Origin of the sequence: Brevibacillus thermoruber 423, assembly GCF_000454065.1 — a bacterium.
In the GTDB taxonomy this organism is placed as follows: Bacteria; Bacillota; Bacilli; order Brevibacillales; family Brevibacillaceae; genus Brevibacillus; species Brevibacillus thermoruber.
In genome coordinates this window covers 193,751-214,166 of sequence record NZ_ATNE01000001.1, presented here as the reverse complement: position 1 = coordinate 214,166, position 20,416 = coordinate 193,751, and the positions used below count along the sequence as shown (strand labels likewise).

The following is a 20,416-nucleotide window of genomic DNA, read 5'->3' as shown; positions in this document are numbered from 1 at the left end:
ATGAGCAGATCCTTTGTTCTTTCTCTTGAAAAAGCGTTCCGCTGCCGCATCTATGGGGTAAAGCCCCGGCGCAATGTTCATCTTCTCAAGACGGATCGGGGCCATTGGATCATCAAGGGCTACAAAGAACGGGAGAAGGCAGAGTGGGTGACCCGACTCTCCGATACCCTGCAAGAGAAAGGATTTTACCAAACGGTTCAGTACATCTCCGATGAGCGCGGAGAGAAAATCTTTCCGTTTCAGAACCGTTACTACACCGTGATGAAAATGATCGATGGCCGGGAAGCCGACAACACCTCGATATCCGACGTAAAAAAATCGGCCGCGACGCTGGCCAGATTTCACCTGGCGGCCCGCGGCTTCCCCGTCCCTCATCCCTATGCCTTTGAAGGAAAGCCGGCCATGCTGGACAAATGGGAAAGCCGATTGGAACATTTCGAGCGGATCATCTGGCACGTGGAACAGAACGGCCCGCAAAACCGGCTGGAACAGATCATCCTGGAGATGGCGGATGAAGTCATCCGTGACGGCCGCGAGATTTTGCAGGCGGCGTACAAACTGCCGCTGGCGTCGGAGCTGTTTGCCATGGTCGAACAGGGCACGCTCGCTCACCGGGACGTGGCCAGCCACAATTTTCTGATCACGTCGCGGGGCAGCTGCTACTTGATCGACCTGGACACCGTGGGCCACGACATGCAGCTCAGCGATCTGGTCCAGCTCATGGGGCGCATGCTGCTGATGCAGGGGTACCGCGTCGACTCGTTTGTGGAAGCGATTGAGGCGTACAGCAGCGTGAATGTGCTCAGCGATGCCCAAGTCTGGATGATCCACCAGCTTCTGCGCTACCCGGACAACTTTCTGCGCGAAGTGACGGGCGTGTACGCCAACAGACCGGGCTACACCATGCGCGGCGTTCTGCAGCTTGTGCAGATGGAAGCCCGCCTGCGCCGGTCGCGCCGGACGTTTCTGGAAGCGGGCCACGCCATTTTCCAGCGCTCTCCCTGGGGCTCCTATCATTTTGTCGGGTGAACGAAAAAAGCTGACGGCACGGATGCCATCAGCTTTTTTTCGCGTTACTTGGAGGCCGCCTTGGACAGGTCGATGGAGTATTTGGCAAAGCCGTTTTCCAGCGTGGTCAGGTACTTGAGATGCGGCATTTTATCGGCAAACGGTTTGGCGTCCGGGGACGTGGTGAAGGTCACGTTTACCTTCCCGTTTACCGGAGCGAACGACCAGTTGTTGTCGGCGGCCGGGTTGATCGTCTTTTGGCTGAGGATGTAATCGATCACGATCTGGCGGTTTTCGTCCGGCGAGTCGATGACGATGTTGCTGCCGTCCAGACCCGGGAAGTTGCCGCCACCGCTGGCCCGGTAGTTGTTGGTCACGACGATGAACTTGTCCTCCGCCTTGACCGGTTTGCCGTTGTACGACAGGTTCTTGATCCGGCTCGCGTTCGGATTGACCATCTTGCCGTCTTTGTCGTACCTGGACGGCTGGGTGACGTCGATCTGATAGGTGACGCCGTCGATCACGTCAAAGTTGTAGGTCGGGAAGGCATCGTTGATCAGCGGCTGCTCCTCCGTCTTGTTCACGTCGATCTGGTTGAATTGGCCGGCGGAGCGTTCCAGCCACTCTTTCAACTGCGCGCCGTTCACCAGCACCGCTTTCAACGTGTTGGGGTAGATGTACAGATCGGACACGTTCTTGATCGCGATGGTGCCGGCCGGGATGTTGGTGTAGTAGCTTGCCCCGTTGCGGCCGCCCGCCTTGAACGGAGCGCCTGCGGACAGCACCGGAATGCCGTCATACTCCGTGCCCTTGATGTTTTTCTCCACGTACCACTTTTGGGCGTTGGTGACGATCTGGATGGACGGATCGTCTTGGACCAGCGCAAAGTAGCTGAAGATCGGAGAAGTCGTCGTTCCCACCGCGGAGCGCACCCACTCGACGGTGTGGTCGTGGTCGTCCTTCACGGCGTTGACGATGGACGTATCCACGTCGGCCAGCGCTTTTTTGTTTGTTTTGTCGTAGATCGGGATCGCCCGGGACGCCGATTCGACCACTTTCCATTTGCCGTTTTCCTGTTTCAGCGTCAGGTCGATCACGCCCAGATGGTTGCCCCAGTAGCCCGGCATGACGGCCGGCTTGCCGTTGATCAGCCCTTTTTCTCCGTCGACGCCCGGAATGTTTTCAAAGCCCGGGCCCGGGAAGACGGAGTGGGAGTGGCCGAACAGGATGGCGTCGATGCCGTCCACTTTGCTCAGTTGATAGCTGGCGTTCTCCAGATTGGCGCCCGCTTCGACGGGGCCGAGGCCGGAATGGGGAATGGCGACGATGATGTCGGCTCCCTTTTTCTTCATTTCCGGCACGTATTTTTTCGCCGTCTCCACGATGTCCTTGGCGATCACCTTGCCTTCCAGGTTGGACTTGTCCCACAGCATGATCTGCGGCGGAACGAAGCCGATCACGCCCACTTTCAGCTTGACGTCCTTGCCGCTCTCGTCCTTGAACGTGCGCTCCAGGATCAGGTAAGGCGTGAACTTGTGCTGGTCGTTGTCCGGATTGTTGTCCTTGTCGTCCACGTACACGTTGGCGTTGACGTAGGGGAATTTGGCCCCCTTCAGGCTGCGCTCCAGATGCTCCAGGCCGAAGTTGAACTCGTGGTTGCCGATGTTGCCGGCATCGTAGTTCAACAGGTTCATCGCTTTGTAAACGGGATGGGTCTCGCCGTCCTTCAGCGGTTTTACCTTTGCCACGTAATCGCCCAGCGGATTGCCCTGAATCAGGTCGCCGTTGTCGAACAGCATCGAGTTTTTCGCTTCTTCGCGGGCTTTTTTGATCAGCGAAGCAGTCTTGGCCAGGCCGAACTCGTCCGTCTCCTTGTCCTGATAGTAATCGTAGTTGACGATGTGCGTATGGATGTCAGTCGTCTCCAAGAGGCGCAGCTTCAGCGTGGAGTCCCCGTTGGCGCTTGCCGGAACAAGCGGGAACGAAAGCGCTGCCACAACCAGGGAAGCGGGCAGGAGAAAGCCCGCCAGCTTGTGTGTGCGTGCCTTTTTCATAGGATTGCATTCCCCCCATGGAAAAAATAATAGATCGAAAGCAACCATAGTGTATCACGTCTGCTGCGAGTTGGGTAGATTTTCCACGAAAAGTTGTCGCAAAGATAAGAATTTTGGCGATTCCCTGGTATTTTCTTTCATTAAATTGGCAATACTGGTTGGAAACGGGTGTAAAAGGAGTACTGGGAATCATGAGGCGGCATTGGTTGTTTTACATGTCGTGGACGGCCGTGTTTGCCGTCGGTTTGGCCGGCGGCATTGCGGTAGGAGAAATGATCCGGGGCCAAAACGGGAGCGGATTCTCTTGGCTGGCCGCGGAGGCAGGCGGATCACTGGACGCCCTGGAGAAGCCGTACCAACTGGTGCTGGCACGCACCTACCTGTGTGGCGTCAAGGACGAGGAAATCAAACAGGTTCCGCACGATCAACTGGCGCAAGCCCTGGTGACGTACAGCGGGTGGGAGATTATCGCGTCCGATCCGGCCAAGCTGATCCTGTTTAAGCGGGAGAACGATCTCGCTCCGTCGTGCAAGGCAAACGGATACTTCGGCTTGTCGCCCGACGGCGTGCTGACCCTGTTCAACGGCCTGCCGACGGATCAGCAGGTGGTGCAGACGTTTTACCGGATCGACACGGCCAAAATGGAAACGAGACTGTCCAAGGATGAGCTGGAATCGCTGAAACGGGGCATCCGTGTCCGCGATCTGGCGGAGTACAACAGCGTGCTGTCCACGTACAGCGAGTTTCAGGCAGACGAAGCAGACAGTTGAACAGGGGGGCTGCCCGGGTGTGGGCAGCCTTTACTCGTCAGCAAAAACACCGGTGATTTTCCACCGGGCCCAGGGGGCGGTTCGGTACAAGTGAAAGACCCAGCGATCCTGCTTTGTCGCGCCATCGCTGTTTACGTAGTCGACCCGCACCGGGATCTCCACGGCGAGGGCGTCGGCGGTATCGCCTGGCTGTATCTCCTCTATCCGTTTGACGGAGTCAATCCCTTGAAGGAACGAGGGCAGTGCAAAACCGTCCGTGGTCATGCGCAGCGCCTGCAGATCGTGTTCGTTCAGGGAAGTGAGGAAGTAATCCACGAGCTGTTCCGGCGAGGCGGCCATCACCGTTTCCGGCAGTTTTCCCGACGCCTTCAAAATCATCAGGCTGTGGCTGGGGTCCGGCTCCTTCCGCCGGTGGGTGGAACTGCCCATAAAGTGGATGCAGAAATGGCCGGGGAACTGGTTGCCGCGGATCGTGCCCGCCCCGTGCGGCATGCCGTGCATCGAGGCGGCGAAGTACGTGCCGTTCACCTCCACCAGGATTGCCCGGCGCTTCCAGCTCCACCTGCCCTGGTAGATCTGTTTCATAATCCGGGTGTCCTCCTTGGTGAGCGGCTGCACGTCGGCGTGACGGCTGCCGGCCCGCCGCTGCACGCGGAACCGTTCCCCTGTCTCCAGGTCGATGACGGTGGCGTAGCCCATCCGTTTGAACACGCGGCGCACTTCGCTCCAATCAAGCGGTTTGCCGAAGTGGACCTGTTCCAGACGATGCACGTACCCGTCCAGCTCTTTGGCGGCATCGGCGGTCAGGTGCACGGCAGACTGCCGGTTTTGGTCGTACAGGCGGCCGTCATACCCGTACAAAAAGGAGCGGGAGCCGATGGTGACCGTCGCCCTGACGGGTTCGGGCGGGGAGCCGGCGGGGCCGGTGGGGCTGCGCAGGATGACCTGTGCCAGCCCGTCCGGTTGGCGAATCGACAGCGTGGACAAAAAGTCGGCATTCGGCCCGACGCTGACGGCGATCAGCAGATCGGGCGGGGGTGCGGCCGCTGTGGTCTGCAGGGGCTGCCCCAACAGCGCGGAGCAGAGGAAGAATGTGACGATCAGGACATAACGCAAGTCAGGACACCTCCCGCGTGATAGTGTGCCCTGCCGGGTGCATCCCGCTTGCGGAACAAATCTTGCCATCATAACTAGGAGACGCTCACGCCATACTGTTTTCATACGGCGCTCCAAGGAGGAGTCTTTCCAGCATGTCTTCGATGCCTCGAGGAAGCTACAAAGACCAGTATCACCAGCGTTTGTACGTTCAATTGAACCAGGGGCACAACAAGCTCGACTATCGCCGGATCAACCAGATCCGCGAACAGATGCGGGATGGCGTGGACGAATACGCGCACATGCAGCACGACGAAGCGGATGCACTTGGATTGAACAAACACTAGGTGACGCCGTATGCAGCCCGACCCTGTGAAAGGGTTGGGCTTTTTATTTTTGGGAATGGAAATGCACGTTCGCTTTTTCTCCGCTTTGTGGTACAGTAGGAACAGAAACTTGTACGCGGAGAGTGGGCCCATGCGCATCATCGGTATCGACCCCGGCATTGCCATCGTCGGGTTTGGCATCTTGGACAAACAGGGGAGTCAACTGCGCCCTGTGCAGTACGGCAGCATTCAGACGGAGGCGGGCCTGCCGGTTCCGCTGCGGCTGAAACAGGTCTTTGAAGCGATGCAGAGCCTGCTTGATACATACCGGCCGGAAGAGATGGCCGTCGAGAAGCTGTTTTTCAACAAAAACGTCACGACCGCGTTTACGGTCGGGCAAGCGAGGGGGGTCATCCTGCTGGCCGCCGAAATGGCCGGCATTCCCGTCTACGAATACACGCCCATGCAGGTGAAGCAGGCGGTTACCGGCTATGGCGGAGCGGAAAAAAGGCAGATTCAGGAGATGACGCGAATGCTGCTCCGGTTGAAGGAGACGCCCAAACCGGACGACGTCGCCGACGCCTTGGGCATCGCCATCACCCACGCGCAGTTCCGCGCGTTTATCTCCCTTTCGGAAGGAGCGCAACGATGATCGATTTTGTGGAAGGCACGCTGGCATACCTGGATGCCGAGTACATCGTCATTGAGGCCGGCGGCATCGGCTATCGCCTCTTTTGTCCCAACCCGTACCAGTTCGTCCGGTACGAAGGGACGAAAACCAGGCTGTACACCCATCACCACGTCAGGGAAGACGCCATCCTGCTCTACGGGTTCGCCACGCGGGACGAACGCGACTTGTACCGCAAGCTGCTGGACGTCAACGGCATCGGCCCCAAAGGAGCGCTGGCCATCCTGGCCGCCGCGACGCCGGAACAGATCGTCATGGCCGTTCAACAGGAGAACGTCTCCTATCTGACGAAGTTCCCCGGAATCGGGAAAAAGACCGCGCAGCGGATGATCCTTGACTTGAAAGACAAGCTGACCGGCTACACGCCGTCGGCGGTCATGGCCGTCGCCGCGACGGAACTGGCGGCAGGCGAAAAGGCGGCTTCCGCGCTTCAGGAGGCGCTGGAGGCGCTGACGGCGCTGGGCTATTCCGACGCCGAACTGCAAACGATCCGCGGCGCCCTGTCCGAAGCGGCCAAGGGTGGCGCGGCGGTGGAACAGTTGATCAAGCAGGGGCTTGCGCTGTTAATGAGGGGGTGAGGAGTTGGATCATCGCATCATTACGACGCAGATGCATGCGGAAGAGGATGCGGCGGAGCTGAGCCTGCGTCCCCGCTATCTGAACGAATACATCGGACAGCAGCAGGTAAAGGATAATCTGAAGGTGTTCATCGAGGCGGCCAAAATGCGCAAGGAGGCGCTGGACCACGTCCTGCTGTACGGTCCGCCCGGCCTCGGCAAAACCACCTTGTCGCAAATCATCGCCAACGAACTGGGGGTAAACATCCGCACCACCTCCGGCCCGGCGATCGAACGTCCCGGCGATCTGGCCGCGCTGCTCACCAATCTGCAGGAGGGCGACGTGCTCTTCATCGACGAGATCCATCGGCTCAACCGCAGCGTGGAAGAAGTGCTGTACCCGGCGATGGAGGACTTTGCCTTGGACATTGTCATCGGCAAAGGGCCAAGCGCCCGCAGCGTCCGGCTGGACCTGCCGCCGTTCACGCTGGTCGGGGCCACCACCCGGGCGGGGATGCTCTCGTCGCCGCTGCGGGACCGCTTCGGCGTGGTCAACCGGCTGGAGTTCTACACCGTTCCCGAACTGACGTTCATCGTCACCCGGGCCGCCGACATTCTGCAGATCGGCATCACCGAGGGCGGTGCCGAAGAGATTGCCAAACGCTCGCGGGGAACGCCCCGGGTGGCCAATCGGCTGTTGAAACGGGTGCGCGATTTCGCCCAGGTGCAGGGAGAGGGCGTGATTACCGCGGAGATTGCCCGCGAAGCGCTGGAACGACTGCAGGTGGATGCCTGCGGACTGGACCACATCGACCACAAACTGCTGCTGGCGATCATCGACCGGTTTGACGGGGGGCCGGTCGGGTTGGACACGATTGCCGCCACCATCGGAGAGGAAGGGCAGACGATTGAGGACGTCTGCGAGCCGTACCTGCTGCAAATCGGCTTCATGCAGCGGACCCCCCGCGGCCGCGTGGTGACGCCGCTGGCTTATCAACACTTTGGTCGGGAGATGAAAGCGTGAATCCGGTAGCCAAACTGCTGATCATTGGAGGAGCCGTGCTGATCGCAATCGGTCTGTTGTGGCAGCTGGGCGGCCGCTTTCTGCCGCTCGGGCGCCTGCCCGGAGACATCGTGGTGGAAAAGGAAAACGTAAAGTTCTACTTTCCCATCGTCACCTGCATTGTGATCAGCATTCTGCTGTCATTGGCCGGCTATTTGTTCCGCCTGTTCAAATAGCCATGAAAGACGGGAGCCTGCCCTTCGTTTGAAGAGCGGGCTCCTTTTGTTGTACGGCCGGAAAAACAAGCAAGCGATCAGAGTATCCCGTTTTACCGGCAACCCGCCGGCCGTCCCTTCCCGAACATCGGTCTTTTTCCCCTCTCCCGGTCCCAAATTCGCAAACGGGGCAGGAAAAATCGCGATTTTGTCGAAAAAACATGGGAGTTGATGCCATTTTTCGACGCGCAACAAATCATCGGAGAGGAAGGACGAGACGGCATGTGCAAGCGTTGGATGGGGAAAGTCCTAACGGCCGGCCTGCTGTCGGCGGCGCTTCTGGCGGGACAGGTTCCCGTGGAGGCGGCCGACCCCAGCATAAGGGTCGCGCTGTTCATCGATATCGGACAAGGGTACCGCGGCGTGGTGCCGACAGTGACGCTGACCAGCGGCACGGGATTGGAGGTGACGCTGCGCGGCAGCGAGGGGACGGCAAAACTGCCTGCCCTGGGGCAGGATGCGGCGCGTTTTCGCGTGGACGAATATCACCTGCTGGTGACGGAAACGGGCGACCTCAACCGGGCCCAGCAGGTGGCGCAGCAGCTCAGCCAGCGCAAGTGGGACGCCTCCATCCAGGTGGTGCAGCGGGGCGGACAGACGCTGTACCAGGTGGTCAGCGGCACGTACGACACGTATCAGGCGGCGGCAGCCCAGGCCCAGACAATCGCCCAGGCGATCGGGCAGCAGCCGGCGGTCAAAGGGCCGATGAGGCTGGAAGCGGGCCGCTTCGGCAGTTGGCAGCAGGCGTTGGATGCGCAGACGGCGCTGGCTGCCGCAGGACTCCCGGCGTACCCGGTGCTGCTGGCGGACGGCGGCAAGCTGGAGTACGCTGTGTGGATCGGAGACGAGGTAAGCCAGGACGCTCTCCAGCGCCTGGCGCAAAAAGCGGCGGCGGCCAAGCCCGGCTATTCCTACCGGGCAGCGGCGGGGCGTTCGTACGCGGTGCTGAAAAAGGACGTGTACGGCTCCGAGACCATTTGGAAATACGCGTTTTCGCCGCAAGCCAAGCTGATCGTGGAGCCGAAGAAGGGAGGCGCCCTGCCGCTGATCGGCGTGGAGGAGCGGGACCAGCGCAAGTACCGGGGGAAAATCGAGCTGTCCGAGTACAACGGGCATCTGACGGTCGTCAATGAACTGCCGCTGGAGCAGTATCTGTACGGCGTGGTCGGCTCGGAAATGGCTCCGGGCTGGCCGCTGGAAGCGCTCAAGTCGCAGGCCGTGCTGGCCCGCACGCGGGCGCTCGGCCAAGGGAACAAGTACGGCGTCGCCAACGTATCCGACACCGTGTACGAGCAGGCGTACTACGGGTACGGGCGGGAGTCGGCCGATATCCGCCAGGCCGTCGACCAGACGGAAGGCGAAGTGATCAAGTACAGGGGGAAACTGGCTGAAGCCTTGTTCTATTCCAACGCCGGCGGCATGTCCGCCGACGGTACGGAAGTGTGGGGCAATCCCGTTCCTTACCTCCGTCCCGTGCCGAGCGAGGACCGCGGACCGCTGGAAACGGCCAACCGCTGGTACTACGTGTCGCTGCCGGACGGCACCCTGGGGTATGTGCGCAGCGACCTCGTCCGGTTGAACGGGGGCGTCAATCCCGTGGGATTGAAGCAGGCCGTGATCGCGACGGAGGGGACCAACTTGCGTTCCGGCCCCAGCACCACCTACCACCGCGTACTCTCCACGCTTCCGGCAGGGACGCAGGTGACGATCATCCGGGAGGAACCGGAAGAGAACGCCTACGCCTGGACCCGGGGACCGTATACGCCGGAAGAAGTGGCGGCGATGGTCAACGCCAGCCAGGATCGCAACAAGGCACCGCGGGTCGGCGGATCGGTGGAGTCGCTTGTCGTCACCAAACGGGGGCCGTCGGGACGTGTGCTGGAAATGGAGGCGAACGGCGTGACGCTCAAGGTGTCGTCGCCGGACGCGCACCGCTCGATCTTCACCCAGGGCGGAAGCGGTTTGCGCAGCACCAAGTTTGACGTGGAAGAAATGGGGACGTTTACGGTGCTGGGCGCGGACGGCAAACGGCGCGAGTACACGCGGGGCGGCAGCGTGGCGGCGATCGGGGCCGACGGATGGGAGCCGGCTTCGGCCAACGGCTACAGCGACCAGTTCCTGATTTACAGCGGCACCGGCGACTGGCGCACGCTCAGCAAGCGGCAGATGTTCCTGTTCCGCGGCAACGGCTTTGGCCACGGCCTCGGCGTCTCTCAATACGGCGCGAAGGCGATGGCGGAGAACGGGTATGACTACAAGCAAATCTTGCAACACTACTACCAGGATGTGACAATCGAGCCGTGATTGCGGTCGCGGCTCGTTGAACTGCAGATGAGGAGTCGGAATTGTGGACGTACAACTCTTTGATTTTGAACTGCCGGAACGGCTGATAGCGCAGCATCCCCTGAAGGATCGGACGGCGTCCCGACTGCTTGTCCTCGACAAGCGGACAGGGGAGATGGCGCACCGCCGCTTTACGGATTTGGTGGAATACCTGCGGCCGGGCGATGTGCTGGTGCTCAACGACAGCCGCGTGCTGCCCGCCCGCCTGATCGGGGAAAAGGCGGGGACGGGAGCCAAAATCGAAGTGCTCCTGCTCAAGTCGCTCGGCGGCGACCGCTGGGAGACGCTGGTCAAGCCGGGCAAGCGGGTGAAACCGGGGACGGAAGTGGTTTTTGGCGGCGGACTGCTGCGCTGCGTCTGCGAAGAAGTGACGGAGACGGGCGGGCGCATTGTCCGTTTTCAATACGAAGGGATATTTTACGAGATTCTGGACCAGCTCGGCACCATGCCGCTGCCGCCGTATATCCACGAACAGTTGGAAGACCAGGAGCGCTATCAGACGGTGTACGCTCGTGAACGGGGATCGGCGGCCGCTCCGACGGCAGGCCTTCACTTTACCGAGGAGTACCTGCGGCGGATTGCGGAAAAGGGCGTCGAGATCGCCTATGTCACGCTGCACGTCGGATTGGGCACGTTCCGCCCGGTCACCGCTGATGTCGTCGAAGAGCACGTGATGCACGCCGAGTATTACGACATTCCGCCGGAGACCGCCGAGACGGTCAACCGGGCCAAGGCGGAAGGCAGGCGCGTCATCGCGGTCGGCACCACCTCCTGCCGGACGCTGGAGACGGTGGGCGGGCTGCACGACGGCAGGCTGGCGGCCGGATCGGGCTGGACGGACATTTTCATCTATCCGGGCTACCAGTTCCGGATTATCGACGGCCTGTTGACCAACTTCCACCTGCCCAAGTCGACGCTGGTCATGCTGGTCAGCGCGCTGGCCGGCCGGGAAAACGTGCTGCGGGCTTACCGGACCGCGGTTGCCGAGGAATACCGCTTTTTCAGTTTCGGAGATGCCATGCTGATTTTGTAAAACCGGGGGCTCACCCCCGGTTTTTCCTTGTGAAAAGCTGCCAGTTTCTATATAATAGGTGAGAATTACATCCAGAGGTTGAGGAGTGCACACAGATTGGCTGTACGCTACGAATTGATCAAAACCTGCAAGCAGACGGGGGCGCGGCTTGGCAAGCTGCATACGCCGCACGGGACCATTGACACCCCCGTGTTCATGCCGGTGGGAACGCAGGCGACCGTCAAGGCGATGAGTCCGGAGGAACTGAAGGAGATCGGTGCCGGCATCATCCTGAGCAACACCTATCACCTGTTTCTTCGGCCCGGTCACGAAATTGTCCGGGAGGCGGGCGGGTTGCACGGCTTCATGAACTGGGACCGGGCGATTTTGACCGACTCCGGCGGATTTCAGGTGTTCAGCCTGAGCAATTTGCGCAAGATCACGGAAGAAGGCGTCTTCTTTCGCTCCCACCTGAACGGGGAGAAGCTGTTTATCGGACCGGAAGAAGCGACTCAGATACAAAATGCGCTCGGCGCCGACATCTTCATGGCGTTTGACGAGTGCGCGCCGTACCCGGCCGAATACGATTACGTGAAGCAGTCGATGGAGCGGACCACGCGCTGGGCGGAGCGCTGCCTGAAAGCCCACACCCGGCCAGAGGACCAGGCGCTGTTCGGCATCGTGCAGGGAGGCATGTACAAGGATTTGCGCGAGCAGAGCGCCCGCGACCTCGTCTCGCTCGATTTTCCCGGGTACGCGATCGGAGGATTGAGCGTCGGCGAACCGTTTTCGTTGATGTACGAGGTGCTGGAGCATACGGTGCCGCTGCTGCCGTCCGGCAAGCCGCGCTACCTGATGGGCGTGGGTTCCCCGGACGCGCTGATCGAGGGAGCAATCCGCGGCATCGACATGTTTGACTGCGTGCTGCCCACCCGCATTGCCCGCAACGGGACATGCATGACAAGCCAGGGCCGGCTGGTGATCCGCAACGCGAAGTACGCCCGCGACTTCACCCCGCTGGACCCGAACTGCGACTGCTACACCTGCAAAAACTACACCCGCGCCTACATCCGCCATCTGATCAAGGCGGACGAAATCTTTGGCGTCCGGCTCACCACATATCACAACCTGTATTTTCTGGTAAAGCTGATGGAACAGGTGCGTCAGGCGATTGCCGAAGACCGGCTGCGCGATTTCCGCGACCAGTTTTTCGCTCAATACGGATTGAGTGAAGATAGATCTTTCTAAGCAAAAAGGAGGACAATCATGCAACAACTGCAAAGCTTTCTGCCCATCATCATCATGTTTGCGATCTTCTATTTCCTCTTGATCCGCCCGCAGCAGAAGCGGCAGAAACAGCGCAACGCCATGCTGGCGGCGCTGAAAAAAGGAGATAAAGTCGTAACCATCGGCGGCATGCACGGCACGATTCAGGATCTGTCGGACGATACCGTCACGCTGCGGATCGCCCACAACGTCCACGTCACGTTTGACCGCGGCGCCGTCAACAACGTGGTGTCCGCAAGCGAACCGGCTGCGGAATCGAAGGAAGAGTCGAAGTAAGCCGCCGTCCACGCGAAAACATCCGGCCTCACGCAAAGGTGCCGGATGTTTTTCTTGTTTGCCCTCGGGCCCGGACGCGGGGCGAGACCGGATGCCGCCTGCGGACGTGGTCCCGCGAACCCCTTCCGTGAACCGGTTCAATACCGCTTGGAAGCGGAGTTGACGCCGAATATGCCGCCGACGGCCGCCGTCACAAACGCTCCCAGCAGGTACACCAGGGTGTTCCACTGCATGGTCGCGTCGAAGCCCAAAAACCCGATCAAAAGCACGAGCAGGAAGTAGGACAGACCGGTCAGACCGCCGTAATACCAGCCTTTTCCTCCGCAGCGGCGCCCTGTGACGTAGCCGCCCAACAGCAGGCCCAGCGCGTTGATCGCGTAGGTGAAGTACGGCAGGGAGCTTTCGCGCAGGTTGGTAAAGGACAGCAGCAGGGCGGCCAGGAGAGCGCCCGTCAGCACCAGACCGAGCGTGTACAACAGACCCGTAAACACCGAGGTGGAAGCACTCCGCACGGATAACCCTCCTCACTGGTCAGTTTGTACCATCTATATGACAGGCTTGGGCGGCGTATTCATCTTCGCGTTGAACATCGGAAGGAATTTTCGTATGATGGATGAGGAACCAGACGGGGGGTGAGGAATACGTGATCAAGACTTACTTTTACAACCACTCGGAACAGAAGATGTACCACGATGTCGACCTGAGCAAAAAGGACGAATGGCTGAAGTCACCGGAAGATTTGCTTTGGATTGATCTGTACGATGTGGGGAACAATGAACTGCAGTACATTGCCAAAATCTTTGACTTCCACCCGCTGGCGATTGAAGACTGCCTGCACGTCAGCCCGCGTGCCAAGGTAGACAAGTACGACGACTACTACTTTTTCGTGTTTCATGCCCTGCGCTACAACGAAGAGAGCGACGACGAAATCACCACGGTGGAACTGAACGTTTTTCTCGGTCCCAATTACATCGTCACGATTCACAAGTCGCCGATGAACACGATCGGCCGAATCGCGGCCATGTGCCACCGGAACATCTCCTATCTGAACCGCGGTCCCGACTACCTGCTGTACGCGATTGTGGACGGCATCACCGACGAGTACTTCCCGATCATGGACAGGATCAGCGTGCGGATCGACGAGCTGGAAGACGAGATCTTCGAGCACAAGATGGAGGAGATCACGGAAGAATTCCTGGCGCTGAAGCGAACGATTATTTTGATTCGTCGCGTGATTTTACCGCAGAAGCGCATTTTCGCCAATGTCAACGGACGCTATTCGTTTGACATATCCGAGGAAAACGTTCCGTTCTACAGCGACCTGACGGATCACCTGGAGCGGATTGCCGACTCCACGGAGACGTTCCGCGACCTGGTCAACGGCGCGCTGGACACCTACTACACGATCATCAGCGCCAAGACCACCGAGACGATGCGCGTGCTGACGATCATCTCCACGATCATTCTGCCGCTGACGTTCATCACCGGATTGTTCGGAATGAACACGTTCAGCTGGCTGGGCCCGGAGGCGGAACCGTACATGCTGATCACCGCCCTCGTCGTCATGATCGGCATGACCTTTGCCATGCTGCACATCTTCCGCAAGCGAAAGTGGCTGTAGCGCAGCCGGGTGGGGATTAGGCAAAATTGGCGCTTATACTCGCACGGCCTCCCGCGGAGACTAACGTCAAACTCTGCGTGGGGAGGCCGACGGAAATGGAAGATCTGACAACCGCGCTGATGCGCACCCTGTTTTCCTATTTCTTTCTCCTGGTCCTGCTGCGCCTGATGGGCAAGCGGGAATTGGGAAAACTGTCCGTCTTTGACGTCGTCATCTCCATTATGCTGGCGGAGATGGCGGTGCTGGCGATTGAAGAAATCGACAAACGGGCGTTCCTGTTCTATATCCCGATGCTGCTGATCGGACTGCTGGAAGTCGGCATGGCGTATCTGTCGCTGAAAAACAAGAAGTTTCGCGACGTGGTTGACGGTTCGGCCGACTTGATCATTGAAAACGGCCAGATTCGCGAAGACGCGATGCGGCGCAACCGGCTCACCTTTGACGACCTGATGGTTCACCTGCGGCAGAAGAACATCAAGAACCTGGCGGACGTGGAATTTGCCGTTCTGGAGCCGACCGGGCAGATGAGCGTCTTTCCCAAACGGTTGAAGCACCCGCTGACCCGGGAAGACCTGAAGCTGCCGGATCCGAAACCGCAGGGCGGGGTGACGTTTACGGGGCTGCCGATCCCGCTGATCCTGGACGGCCAGGTGCGGGAAGAGGCGCTGGGAAAAATCGGCCAGAACAAGCTGTGGCTGAAACGGGAAATCCGCAAGTACGGGATCAAGGACATCCGCGATGTCTCGTTCTGCAGCATCGACGAGCGGGGGATCATCTACCTCGACACCAAGGACAAACCGCTGCATTGACGAAAAAGGCGTCAGCGCCGGGGGAAAAAGATGGCCAACTGTTCGCCGATCCAGGGGATGCGGCGGACGTCCTGTTTGCCCAGAATCCGCATCGCCACGAGCAGCACCAGGTACAAAAGCGTGCTGGCGGCGGAGCAGAGGAGGAGCAGCCGGATGACCGGCGCGTCGGCAAACCAGTGGGCGGCCATGTACGAACCGGCGTATCCCATGGCCACCATCGCCGCGCCGATCTTGCACAGCTCCAGCACGTTCACGGTGAAGCCGATCACCTTGACCAGGCTGGCGAGGTGCAGGAGCGTGACCAGCGTGATGTTGATGTTGAGCGCGATCACCGCTCCGTGAATGCCGAACTGGGGCTGGACGGTGAAGACAAACATCGCGGCTGTCTTGACAACGGCGCCGATCAGCGTGTTGCGGAAGACCACCTGCGCGTAATCAAGACCCTGCAGCGCAGCCGCCAGCGGCGCCTGGAAAAAGAGGAAGACGGAAAACGGCGCCATCTCCTTCACAAGCAGCCCCACGTCCGGGTTGTTGTAAAGCAGCCCGCTGAGCGGCTCGGCAAAAATGTACAGCAGGACGGTACACGGTGCTCCGATGACGAGTGTGATCCGCATCGCCTGGTAGATGCGCCGATGCACGAGAGGAGCATTTTTTTGATAGGACGCTTCCGCCACGGCAGGAACGAGCGAAACGGACAAGGAATAGGTTAAAAACGTAGGAAACAAGAGCAGAGGGACGGCCATCCCGGCGAATTGACCGTACAGGCTGGTCGAGACCGTCGTCGACACTCCGGACATCACCAGGGCGAACGGCACGATCATCGGCTCCAGCACATAGGCGATCGAGCCGACGATCCTGCTCAGGGTGACGGGAAGCGATACGCTGAACAACTGGCGCAGGCTCTTCCGGCTCTGTGAAAATACAGCCAGCAGCGGCTGTTCCCAGACGCGCGCCGCCGTGTTCCGGCTGGACCGCCGGTACTGCCAGAGAATGTACAGAAGGCCGGCCGCTTCGCCGAAAATGATGCTGCCGACGGCGCCTGCGGTGGCGTATTGGATGCCGAGCGGCAGAAAGGCGAGCGTCATCACGACCACCAGCACCATGCGGACCACCTGCTCCACCAACTGCGAGACGGCGGTCGGCGTCATGTTGTGTTTGCCTTGAAAATAGCCGCGCAGCACCATCGAAATGCTGGCGATCGGGATCACCGGCACCGCGGCCAAGAGGACGATGTCCGCCCGCGCATCGGCAAACAGCAGCTGCGAGATGCGCCCGGACAGCGCGAGCAAAAGCGAGCACAGGATCAGGCTGATTCCCCCGGTGACCGCCAGCGCGAGCAGCAGGAACCGGCGGCTCTGCCGGCTGTCCTGCGCCGCCTCCGTTTCCGCCACCTGCTTGGCGATGGCGACGGGCAGACCAAACGTGGTGACCGTGATGAAAAAATACAGCAGGGGAACCACCATCTGGTACAAGCCCATCCCTTCCGCGCCGATCAAGCGCGACAGGACGATGCGGTTGGCAAAGCCGAGCACCTTGGTCACGCCGCCCGCGATGATGAGGATGACCGTTCCGTAAAAGAAAGACTGTCTCATGGCAGGCTCCTTTACCGCCCAAATTTCGTGAACAGTTCGTACTATAAGAATATGGACGTGCCGCTCACGGCATGACTACTTTGAGGGGGAGAGCAGATGGACGAGCAGCGCAAACGGGAATGGTACGCACAGGTGGCCGGCCTGTGCGAAAGCAAGGCAGAGGAATTCGCCCTGCTCGGCTACGAAAACGTCACGGCGGAGGACGTCTGGGAGTGCGTCACCGCCGCATACAAGGAAATTCCGCCCCTGCACCGCCTGGTCAACGACATCCTGTCGCTGAAACCGACCAAGTACATGAACTGGCTGATGCTGCAAATGTACAAGCAATCCCAGTGAAACTTTTCGCCTCAACATTCGTAAAAGTAGGCTGATGCGTACGACAAGGGGTTGGTTGCCATGGTTTTGCTTTCCAGCAAAAATTGACACGTTTTTTTCCACTTCGCTATAATGGGCATATTGGTTTGCGTCTTCTGACGGAACCCTGGAAGGAAAGAGGGGTATTACTACATGATCAAATGGGGAAGATTCCTCCTGTTCCTGGTCGTCGTGGGCATGCTGGCCACGCTCATCACCACAACGACCCAGCAGGTGGCAGGCAAGATCCGGCTTGGTTTGGACCTGCAGGGCGGCTTTGAAATTCTCTACGTCGTAGAGCCGCTGGAGCCAAACCAAAAAGTGGATATCGAATTGTTGAAAGCGACCGCGAGCATGGTCGAAAAGCGGGTCAACATCGGGGGCGTGGCGGAACCCGTGATTGAGACGGAGCTGCCCAACCGCATCCGCGTCAAGATCGCGTCCGAGAAGGCCAATCAGGACGAGCTGCGCGAGTTGATCGGCAAACCGGCGGTGCTGGAGTTCCGCGACGAAAAGGGCAACGTGCTCCTGCGCGGAAGCGACCTTGCCCCGGGCGGTGCGGGCGTCGGATACGACGACCTGAAACGTCCGGTCGTGACATTGAAAATTTCCGACCCGAAAAAGCTGGAAGACATCACCCGGGCCAATCTGGGCAAACATATGGCCATTTACCTGGACGACAACCTGCTGACCAATCCGGTCATCCAAAACGTGATTACCGGCGGAAGCGCCCAAATCACCGGCAACTACACGCAGGAGTCGGCGCAGGAACTGGCTGACATCCTCAATTCGGGCGCCCTGCCGGCGAAACTGATCGAGAAGCAGGTGACCTCGGTCGGCGCGTCGCTCGGTACGCTGGCGCTGCAAAAAACGATCTACGCCGGCTACGTGGGCGCCGCGCTGATCATCGTGTTCATGCTGCTGGTGTACCGTCTGCCCGGTCTGATCGCCAACATCACGCTTGTCGCGTTTACCTACTTCTGTCTCGTCGTGCTTGACTGGATGGACGCGACGCTCACCCTGCCGGGGATCGCCGGTTTCATTCTCTCCGTCGGGATGGCGGTGGACGCCAACATTATTACCTACGAACGCATTCAGGAAGAGATTCGCGCCGGAAAGACGATTCTGTCTGCGTTCCGTGCGGGGGAACGCCGTTCGTTGATCACGATCATCGACGCGCACGTGACCACGCTGATCGCGACAGCGGTGCTGTTCTACTTCGGGACAAGCTCCATCCAAGGGTTCGCGATCGTGCTGGCCATGACGCTGATCGTCAGCGTCATCACCAACGTGTTTGGTTCCCGCTTCCTGTTGTGGCTGCTCGTCCGCTCCAACATGATCAAGAAGCCGTTCTGGTTCGGGGTAAAGGAGAGTGAGATCGGTGAGCTCTAAACGACACGAAGATATTGTCAAATTTGACATCGTCAAAAACCGGCGGAAGTTCTTTCTCTTTTCCGGTGCCATTCTCGTCCTGGGCCTGCTTGTCACGCTGTTTATGGGATTGAACCTGGGGGTCGACTTCAAGGCGGGGACCCGCCTCGACATCTACATCGGCAAAGAGTTTAATCCGGCCGACGTGGAACAGTTGATCAAGCAGCACGTGCCGAATACCGTCTTCACCCATGTAACGCCCTATGGCGACCATCAGGCACAGACCCGTTTTGACCAGACGGTGGACGCTGAAAAGCTGAAAGCGCTGGAAAAGGCACTGAAGGACAAGTACGGGCCGCAGGTAACCAAGCAGGAAGCGATGGTTGATCCGAGCATCGCCCGCGAACTGGTGCAAAAAGCGGCAATTGCCGTAGCGATTGCCGGCGTCGGAATCATCGTGTACATCGCGATTCGCTTCCAACTGCTGTTTGGCATCGCCTGCATCGTCGGTCTGATCCACGACGTTCTGGTTCCGATCGCGCTGTTCTCCGTGTTCCGGCTGGAAGTGGATTTGACGTTCATCGCGGCGATTTTGACGATTGTCGGTTATTCGATCAACGACACGATCGTAATTTTTGACCGGATTCGGGAAAACCTAAGAACGATGAAGTCCAAAACCGTGGAAGATCTGGAACACCTGGTCAACGTCTCGCTGTGGCAAACGATGCGCCGCTCCATCTTCACGGTGGCGACGGTGTTCTTCACCGCCCTGGCGATTGCCGTACTGGGCAGTGAAAGCATCCGCAACTTCTCCCTGGCCCTGATTTTCGGTCTGGTGAGCGGGACGTACTCGTCCATCTTCATTGCCGCTCAGGTATGGGTGGCCCTGAAAGAACGGGAAATGAAAAAGAAACGTTTTTCTCCGGCTCCAAATGAGGGCTGAGTGACGAAACCGCGGGGGAGCTTCCCCGCGGTTTTTCTTCTCTCCACCATACTTCCCGCGAAAGGGGCGATGGCTGTGGATAACCGTTTGGCCAAGGCGCAGTTTGGCGCCTGGGTGGGAATCGTCGGCAACCTGGCGCTGGCCGCAGCCAAGCTGCTGATCGGCTGGCTGGCCAAATCGCAGGCGCTGATTGCCGATGCGGTCCATTCCGCCTCCGATGTGGTCGGGTCGGTGGCCGTCCTGATCGGACTGCGGGCGGCGGATCGTCCGCCCGACGAGGATCACCCGTACGGACACGGAAAGGCGGAATCCGTGGCGGCGATTATCGTCTCCGTTTTGTTGGCGCTGGTCGGCGTGGAAATCGGGTCGGCGTCGGTCAAATCGCTGTTCGCCCCGTTGGAGCCGCCGGGCATGGCGGCCGTCTGGGCGGCTGTCGGCTCGATGATTGTCAAGGAGTGGATGTTCCGCTACAAGTACAACCTGGGCAAAAAGCTGAACAGCCCGTCGCTGATTGCCAACGCCTGGGAGCACCGCTCCGACGTCTTTTCCTCGTTTGCGGCGTTGATCGGGATTGGCGGGGCGATCCTCGGCGGCCGCTTGGACATCCCCTGGCTTTTGTACCTGGACCCGATCGCGGGCATTTTCGTCTCCGCCCTGGTGTTGAAGATGGCCTACCACATCATGATGGAATCGATTCACAACACGCTCGATCACGTGCTTCACGAAGAGGAGACGGTTGAGCTGCGCCGCTCCATCGAGGCGGTGCCCGGCGTGAAGCGGATCGATTCGTTCCGTGCACGCGAACACGGCCACTACCAGATCGTCGACGTGAAGATCGGCGTCGATCCCCACATCACCGTGGAAGCGGGCCACCGGATCGCGAAACAGGTCAAGCGGGAACTGATGGCCCAATTCTCCGCCGTCCGCGACGTGTTTGTCCACGTCAACCCGTACGATCCCCGCCCGGAGGAAAAACCGGCGGACGTCCAGGCTCCTCCGGACGGACAGGCGTAAATGTTCGCCAGTTGTCAG

The 20,416-nt window shown here is 59.6% G+C and carries 21 protein-coding genes; 17 read left to right on the top strand and 4 right to left on the bottom strand.

Going from position 1 to position 20,416, the window contains the following annotated elements; translation table 11 throughout:
- Nucleotides 1-1,029: a phosphotransferase gene (locus tag M516_RS0101035; protein ID WP_029097458.1), complete on the top strand. Its 1,029-nt coding sequence runs from the start codon at nt 1-3 to the stop codon at nt 1,027-1,029.
- A gap of 44 nt (nt 1,030-1,073) precedes the next feature.
- Here M516_RS0101035 and M516_RS0101030 read toward each other — a convergent pair whose 3' ends face one another.
- Entirely contained in the window at nt 1,074-3,062 is a 1,989-nt protein-coding gene (locus tag M516_RS0101030) for a bifunctional 2',3'-cyclic-nucleotide 2'-phosphodiesterase/3'-nucleotidase (RefSeq protein WP_029097457.1), read from the bottom strand.
- A gap of 191 nt (nt 3,063-3,253) precedes the next feature.
- Between M516_RS0101030 and M516_RS0101025 the strand changes: the two genes are divergently transcribed.
- Entirely contained in the window at nt 3,254-3,832 is a 579-nt protein-coding gene (locus tag M516_RS0101025) for a BofC C-terminal domain-containing protein (protein ID WP_029097456.1), read from the top strand.
- 30 nt (nt 3,833-3,862) lie between these two features.
- Here M516_RS0101025 and M516_RS0101020 read toward each other — a convergent pair whose 3' ends face one another.
- Nucleotides 3,863-4,948, bottom strand: coding sequence for a hypothetical protein (locus M516_RS0101020; protein ID WP_029097455.1), 1,086 nt, complete (start codon nt 4,946-4,948; stop codon nt 3,863-3,865).
- A 134-nt stretch (nt 4,949-5,082) separates the two neighbouring features.
- Between M516_RS0101020 and M516_RS0101015 the strand changes: the two genes are divergently transcribed.
- From M516_RS0101015 to yajC, 9 genes are all read left to right on the top strand, one after another.
- Complete coding sequence (locus M516_RS0101015; RefSeq protein ID WP_029097454.1) at nt 5,083-5,274, top strand: hypothetical protein; 192 nt, start codon at nt 5,083-5,085, stop codon at nt 5,272-5,274.
- A gap of 130 nt (nt 5,275-5,404) precedes the next feature.
- Nucleotides 5,405-5,905, top strand: a complete 501-nt coding sequence (gene ruvC / locus M516_RS0101010; RefSeq protein ID WP_029097453.1) for a crossover junction endodeoxyribonuclease RuvC — start codon at nt 5,405-5,407, stop codon at nt 5,903-5,905.
- Nucleotides 5,902-6,519, top strand: coding sequence for a Holliday junction branch migration protein RuvA (gene ruvA / locus M516_RS0101005; protein ID WP_029097452.1), 618 nt, complete (start codon nt 5,902-5,904; stop codon nt 6,517-6,519). The genes ruvC and ruvA overlap by 4 nt, the downstream gene beginning before the upstream one ends.
- A gap of 4 nt (nt 6,520-6,523) precedes the next feature.
- Nucleotides 6,524-7,522 carry a Holliday junction branch migration DNA helicase RuvB gene (gene ruvB, locus M516_RS0101000; protein WP_029097451.1) on the top strand — a complete coding sequence of 333 codons (999 nt, stop codon included), beginning with the start codon at nt 6,524-6,526 and terminating at the stop codon, nt 7,520-7,522.
- The gene (locus M516_RS0100995; RefSeq protein ID WP_029097450.1) at nt 7,519-7,737 is read left to right on the top strand and encodes a DUF2905 domain-containing protein; all 219 of its coding nucleotides are present in this window, start codon (nt 7,519-7,521) and stop codon (nt 7,735-7,737) included. Before ruvB ends, M516_RS0100995 begins: the two co-directional genes overlap by 4 nt.
- A 261-nt stretch (nt 7,738-7,998) precedes the next feature.
- Complete coding sequence (locus M516_RS0100990; protein ID WP_029097449.1) at nt 7,999-10,080, top strand: SpoIID/LytB domain-containing protein; 2,082 nt, start codon at nt 7,999-8,001, stop codon at nt 10,078-10,080.
- 43 nt (nt 10,081-10,123) lie between these two features.
- Nucleotides 10,124-11,152 carry a tRNA preQ1(34) S-adenosylmethionine ribosyltransferase-isomerase QueA gene (queA, locus tag M516_RS0100985; RefSeq protein ID WP_029097448.1) on the top strand — a complete coding sequence of 343 codons (1,029 nt, stop codon included), beginning with the start codon at nt 10,124-10,126 and terminating at the stop codon, nt 11,150-11,152.
- Nucleotides 11,153-11,248: 96 nt separating this feature from the next.
- On the top strand, nt 11,249-12,379 hold the full coding sequence (tgt, locus tag M516_RS0100980; protein ID WP_029097447.1) for a tRNA guanosine(34) transglycosylase Tgt: 1,131 nt from the start codon (nt 11,249-11,251) through the stop codon (nt 12,377-12,379).
- An 18-nt stretch (nt 12,380-12,397) separates the two neighbouring features.
- On the top strand, nt 12,398-12,694 hold the full coding sequence (gene yajC / locus M516_RS0100975; RefSeq protein WP_029097446.1) for a preprotein translocase subunit YajC: 297 nt from the start codon (nt 12,398-12,400) through the stop codon (nt 12,692-12,694).
- A gap of 137 nt (nt 12,695-12,831) precedes the next feature.
- On the opposite strand, the gene M516_RS0100970 is transcribed toward yajC, so the two are convergent.
- A complete protein-coding gene (locus M516_RS0100970; RefSeq protein WP_029097445.1) occupies nt 12,832-13,206 on the bottom strand; it encodes a TIGR04086 family membrane protein in 375 nt (124 codons plus the stop codon).
- Between the two features lie 131 nt (nt 13,207-13,337).
- Here M516_RS0100970 and corA point away from each other — a divergent pair, with 131 nt between their 5' ends.
- Nucleotides 13,338-14,315, top strand: coding sequence for a magnesium/cobalt transporter CorA (gene corA / locus M516_RS0100965; RefSeq protein ID WP_029097444.1), 978 nt, complete (start codon nt 13,338-13,340; stop codon nt 14,313-14,315).
- Between the two features lie 95 nt (nt 14,316-14,410).
- Nucleotides 14,411-15,124 carry a DUF421 domain-containing protein gene (locus M516_RS0100960; protein WP_029097443.1) on the top strand — a complete coding sequence of 238 codons (714 nt, stop codon included), beginning with the start codon at nt 14,411-14,413 and terminating at the stop codon, nt 15,122-15,124.
- 11 nt (nt 15,125-15,135) lie between these two features.
- On the opposite strand, the gene spoVB is transcribed toward M516_RS0100960, so the two are convergent.
- Nucleotides 15,136-16,716: a stage V sporulation protein B gene (spoVB, locus tag M516_RS0100955; RefSeq protein ID WP_029097442.1), complete on the bottom strand. Its 1,581-nt coding sequence runs from the start codon at nt 16,714-16,716 to the stop codon at nt 15,136-15,138.
- A 96-nt stretch (nt 16,717-16,812) separates the two neighbouring features.
- Here spoVB and M516_RS0100950 point away from each other — a divergent pair, with 96 nt between their 5' ends.
- The 4 genes from M516_RS0100950 to M516_RS0100940 all read left to right on the top strand — a co-directional run bounded on the left by M516_RS0100950 (nt 16,813) and on the right by M516_RS0100940 (nt 20,398).
- Nucleotides 16,813-17,052 carry a post-transcriptional regulator gene (locus tag M516_RS0100950; RefSeq protein ID WP_029097441.1) on the top strand — a complete coding sequence of 80 codons (240 nt, stop codon included), beginning with the start codon at nt 16,813-16,815 and terminating at the stop codon, nt 17,050-17,052.
- A 171-nt stretch (nt 17,053-17,223) separates the two neighbouring features.
- Nucleotides 17,224-18,462 (top strand): protein translocase subunit SecD, encoded by a 1,239-nt coding sequence (secD, locus tag M516_RS22490; RefSeq protein ID WP_035288555.1) that lies wholly within the window; start codon nt 17,224-17,226, stop codon nt 18,460-18,462.
- Entirely contained in the window at nt 18,452-19,384 is a 933-nt protein-coding gene (gene secF / locus M516_RS22485; RefSeq protein WP_051188056.1) for a protein translocase subunit SecF, read from the top strand. The genes secD and secF overlap by 11 nt, the downstream gene beginning before the upstream one ends.
- A 69-nt stretch (nt 19,385-19,453) precedes the next feature.
- Nucleotides 19,454-20,398 carry a cation diffusion facilitator family transporter gene (locus tag M516_RS0100940; protein WP_051188091.1) on the top strand — a complete coding sequence of 315 codons (945 nt, stop codon included), beginning with the start codon at nt 19,454-19,456 and terminating at the stop codon, nt 20,396-20,398.
- The last annotated feature ends 18 nt before the right edge of the window (nt 20,399-20,416 follow it).

Coding starts and splice junctions, on each gene's coding strand:
- M516_RS0101030 (WP_029097457.1), bottom strand. CDS start 3,062: ATGAAAAAGGCACGCACACACAAGCTGGCGGGCTTTCTCCTGCCCGCT.
- M516_RS0101035 (WP_029097458.1), top strand. CDS start 1: ATGAGCAGATCCTTTGTTCTTTCTCTTGAAAAAGCGTTCCGCTGCCGC.
- spoVB (WP_029097442.1), bottom strand. CDS start 16,716: ATGAGACAGTCTTTCTTTTACGGAACGGTCATCCTCATCATCGCGGGC.
- ruvC (WP_029097453.1), top strand. CDS start 5,405: ATGCGCATCATCGGTATCGACCCCGGCATTGCCATCGTCGGGTTTGGC.
- M516_RS0100960 (WP_029097443.1), top strand. CDS start 14,411: ATGGAAGATCTGACAACCGCGCTGATGCGCACCCTGTTTTCCTATTTC.
- M516_RS0100940 (WP_051188091.1), top strand. CDS start 19,454: ATGGCTGTGGATAACCGTTTGGCCAAGGCGCAGTTTGGCGCCTGGGTG.
- M516_RS0101015 (WP_029097454.1), top strand. CDS start 5,083: ATGTCTTCGATGCCTCGAGGAAGCTACAAAGACCAGTATCACCAGCGT.
- ruvA (WP_029097452.1), top strand. CDS start 5,902: ATGATCGATTTTGTGGAAGGCACGCTGGCATACCTGGATGCCGAGTAC.
- M516_RS0100990 (WP_029097449.1), top strand. CDS start 7,999: ATGTGCAAGCGTTGGATGGGGAAAGTCCTAACGGCCGGCCTGCTGTCG.
- secD (WP_035288555.1), top strand. CDS start 17,224: ATGATCAAATGGGGAAGATTCCTCCTGTTCCTGGTCGTCGTGGGCATG.
- yajC (WP_029097446.1), top strand. CDS start 12,398: ATGCAACAACTGCAAAGCTTTCTGCCCATCATCATCATGTTTGCGATC.
- M516_RS0100950 (WP_029097441.1), top strand. CDS start 16,813: ATGGACGAGCAGCGCAAACGGGAATGGTACGCACAGGTGGCCGGCCTG.
- M516_RS0101025 (WP_029097456.1), top strand. CDS start 3,254: ATGAGGCGGCATTGGTTGTTTTACATGTCGTGGACGGCCGTGTTTGCC.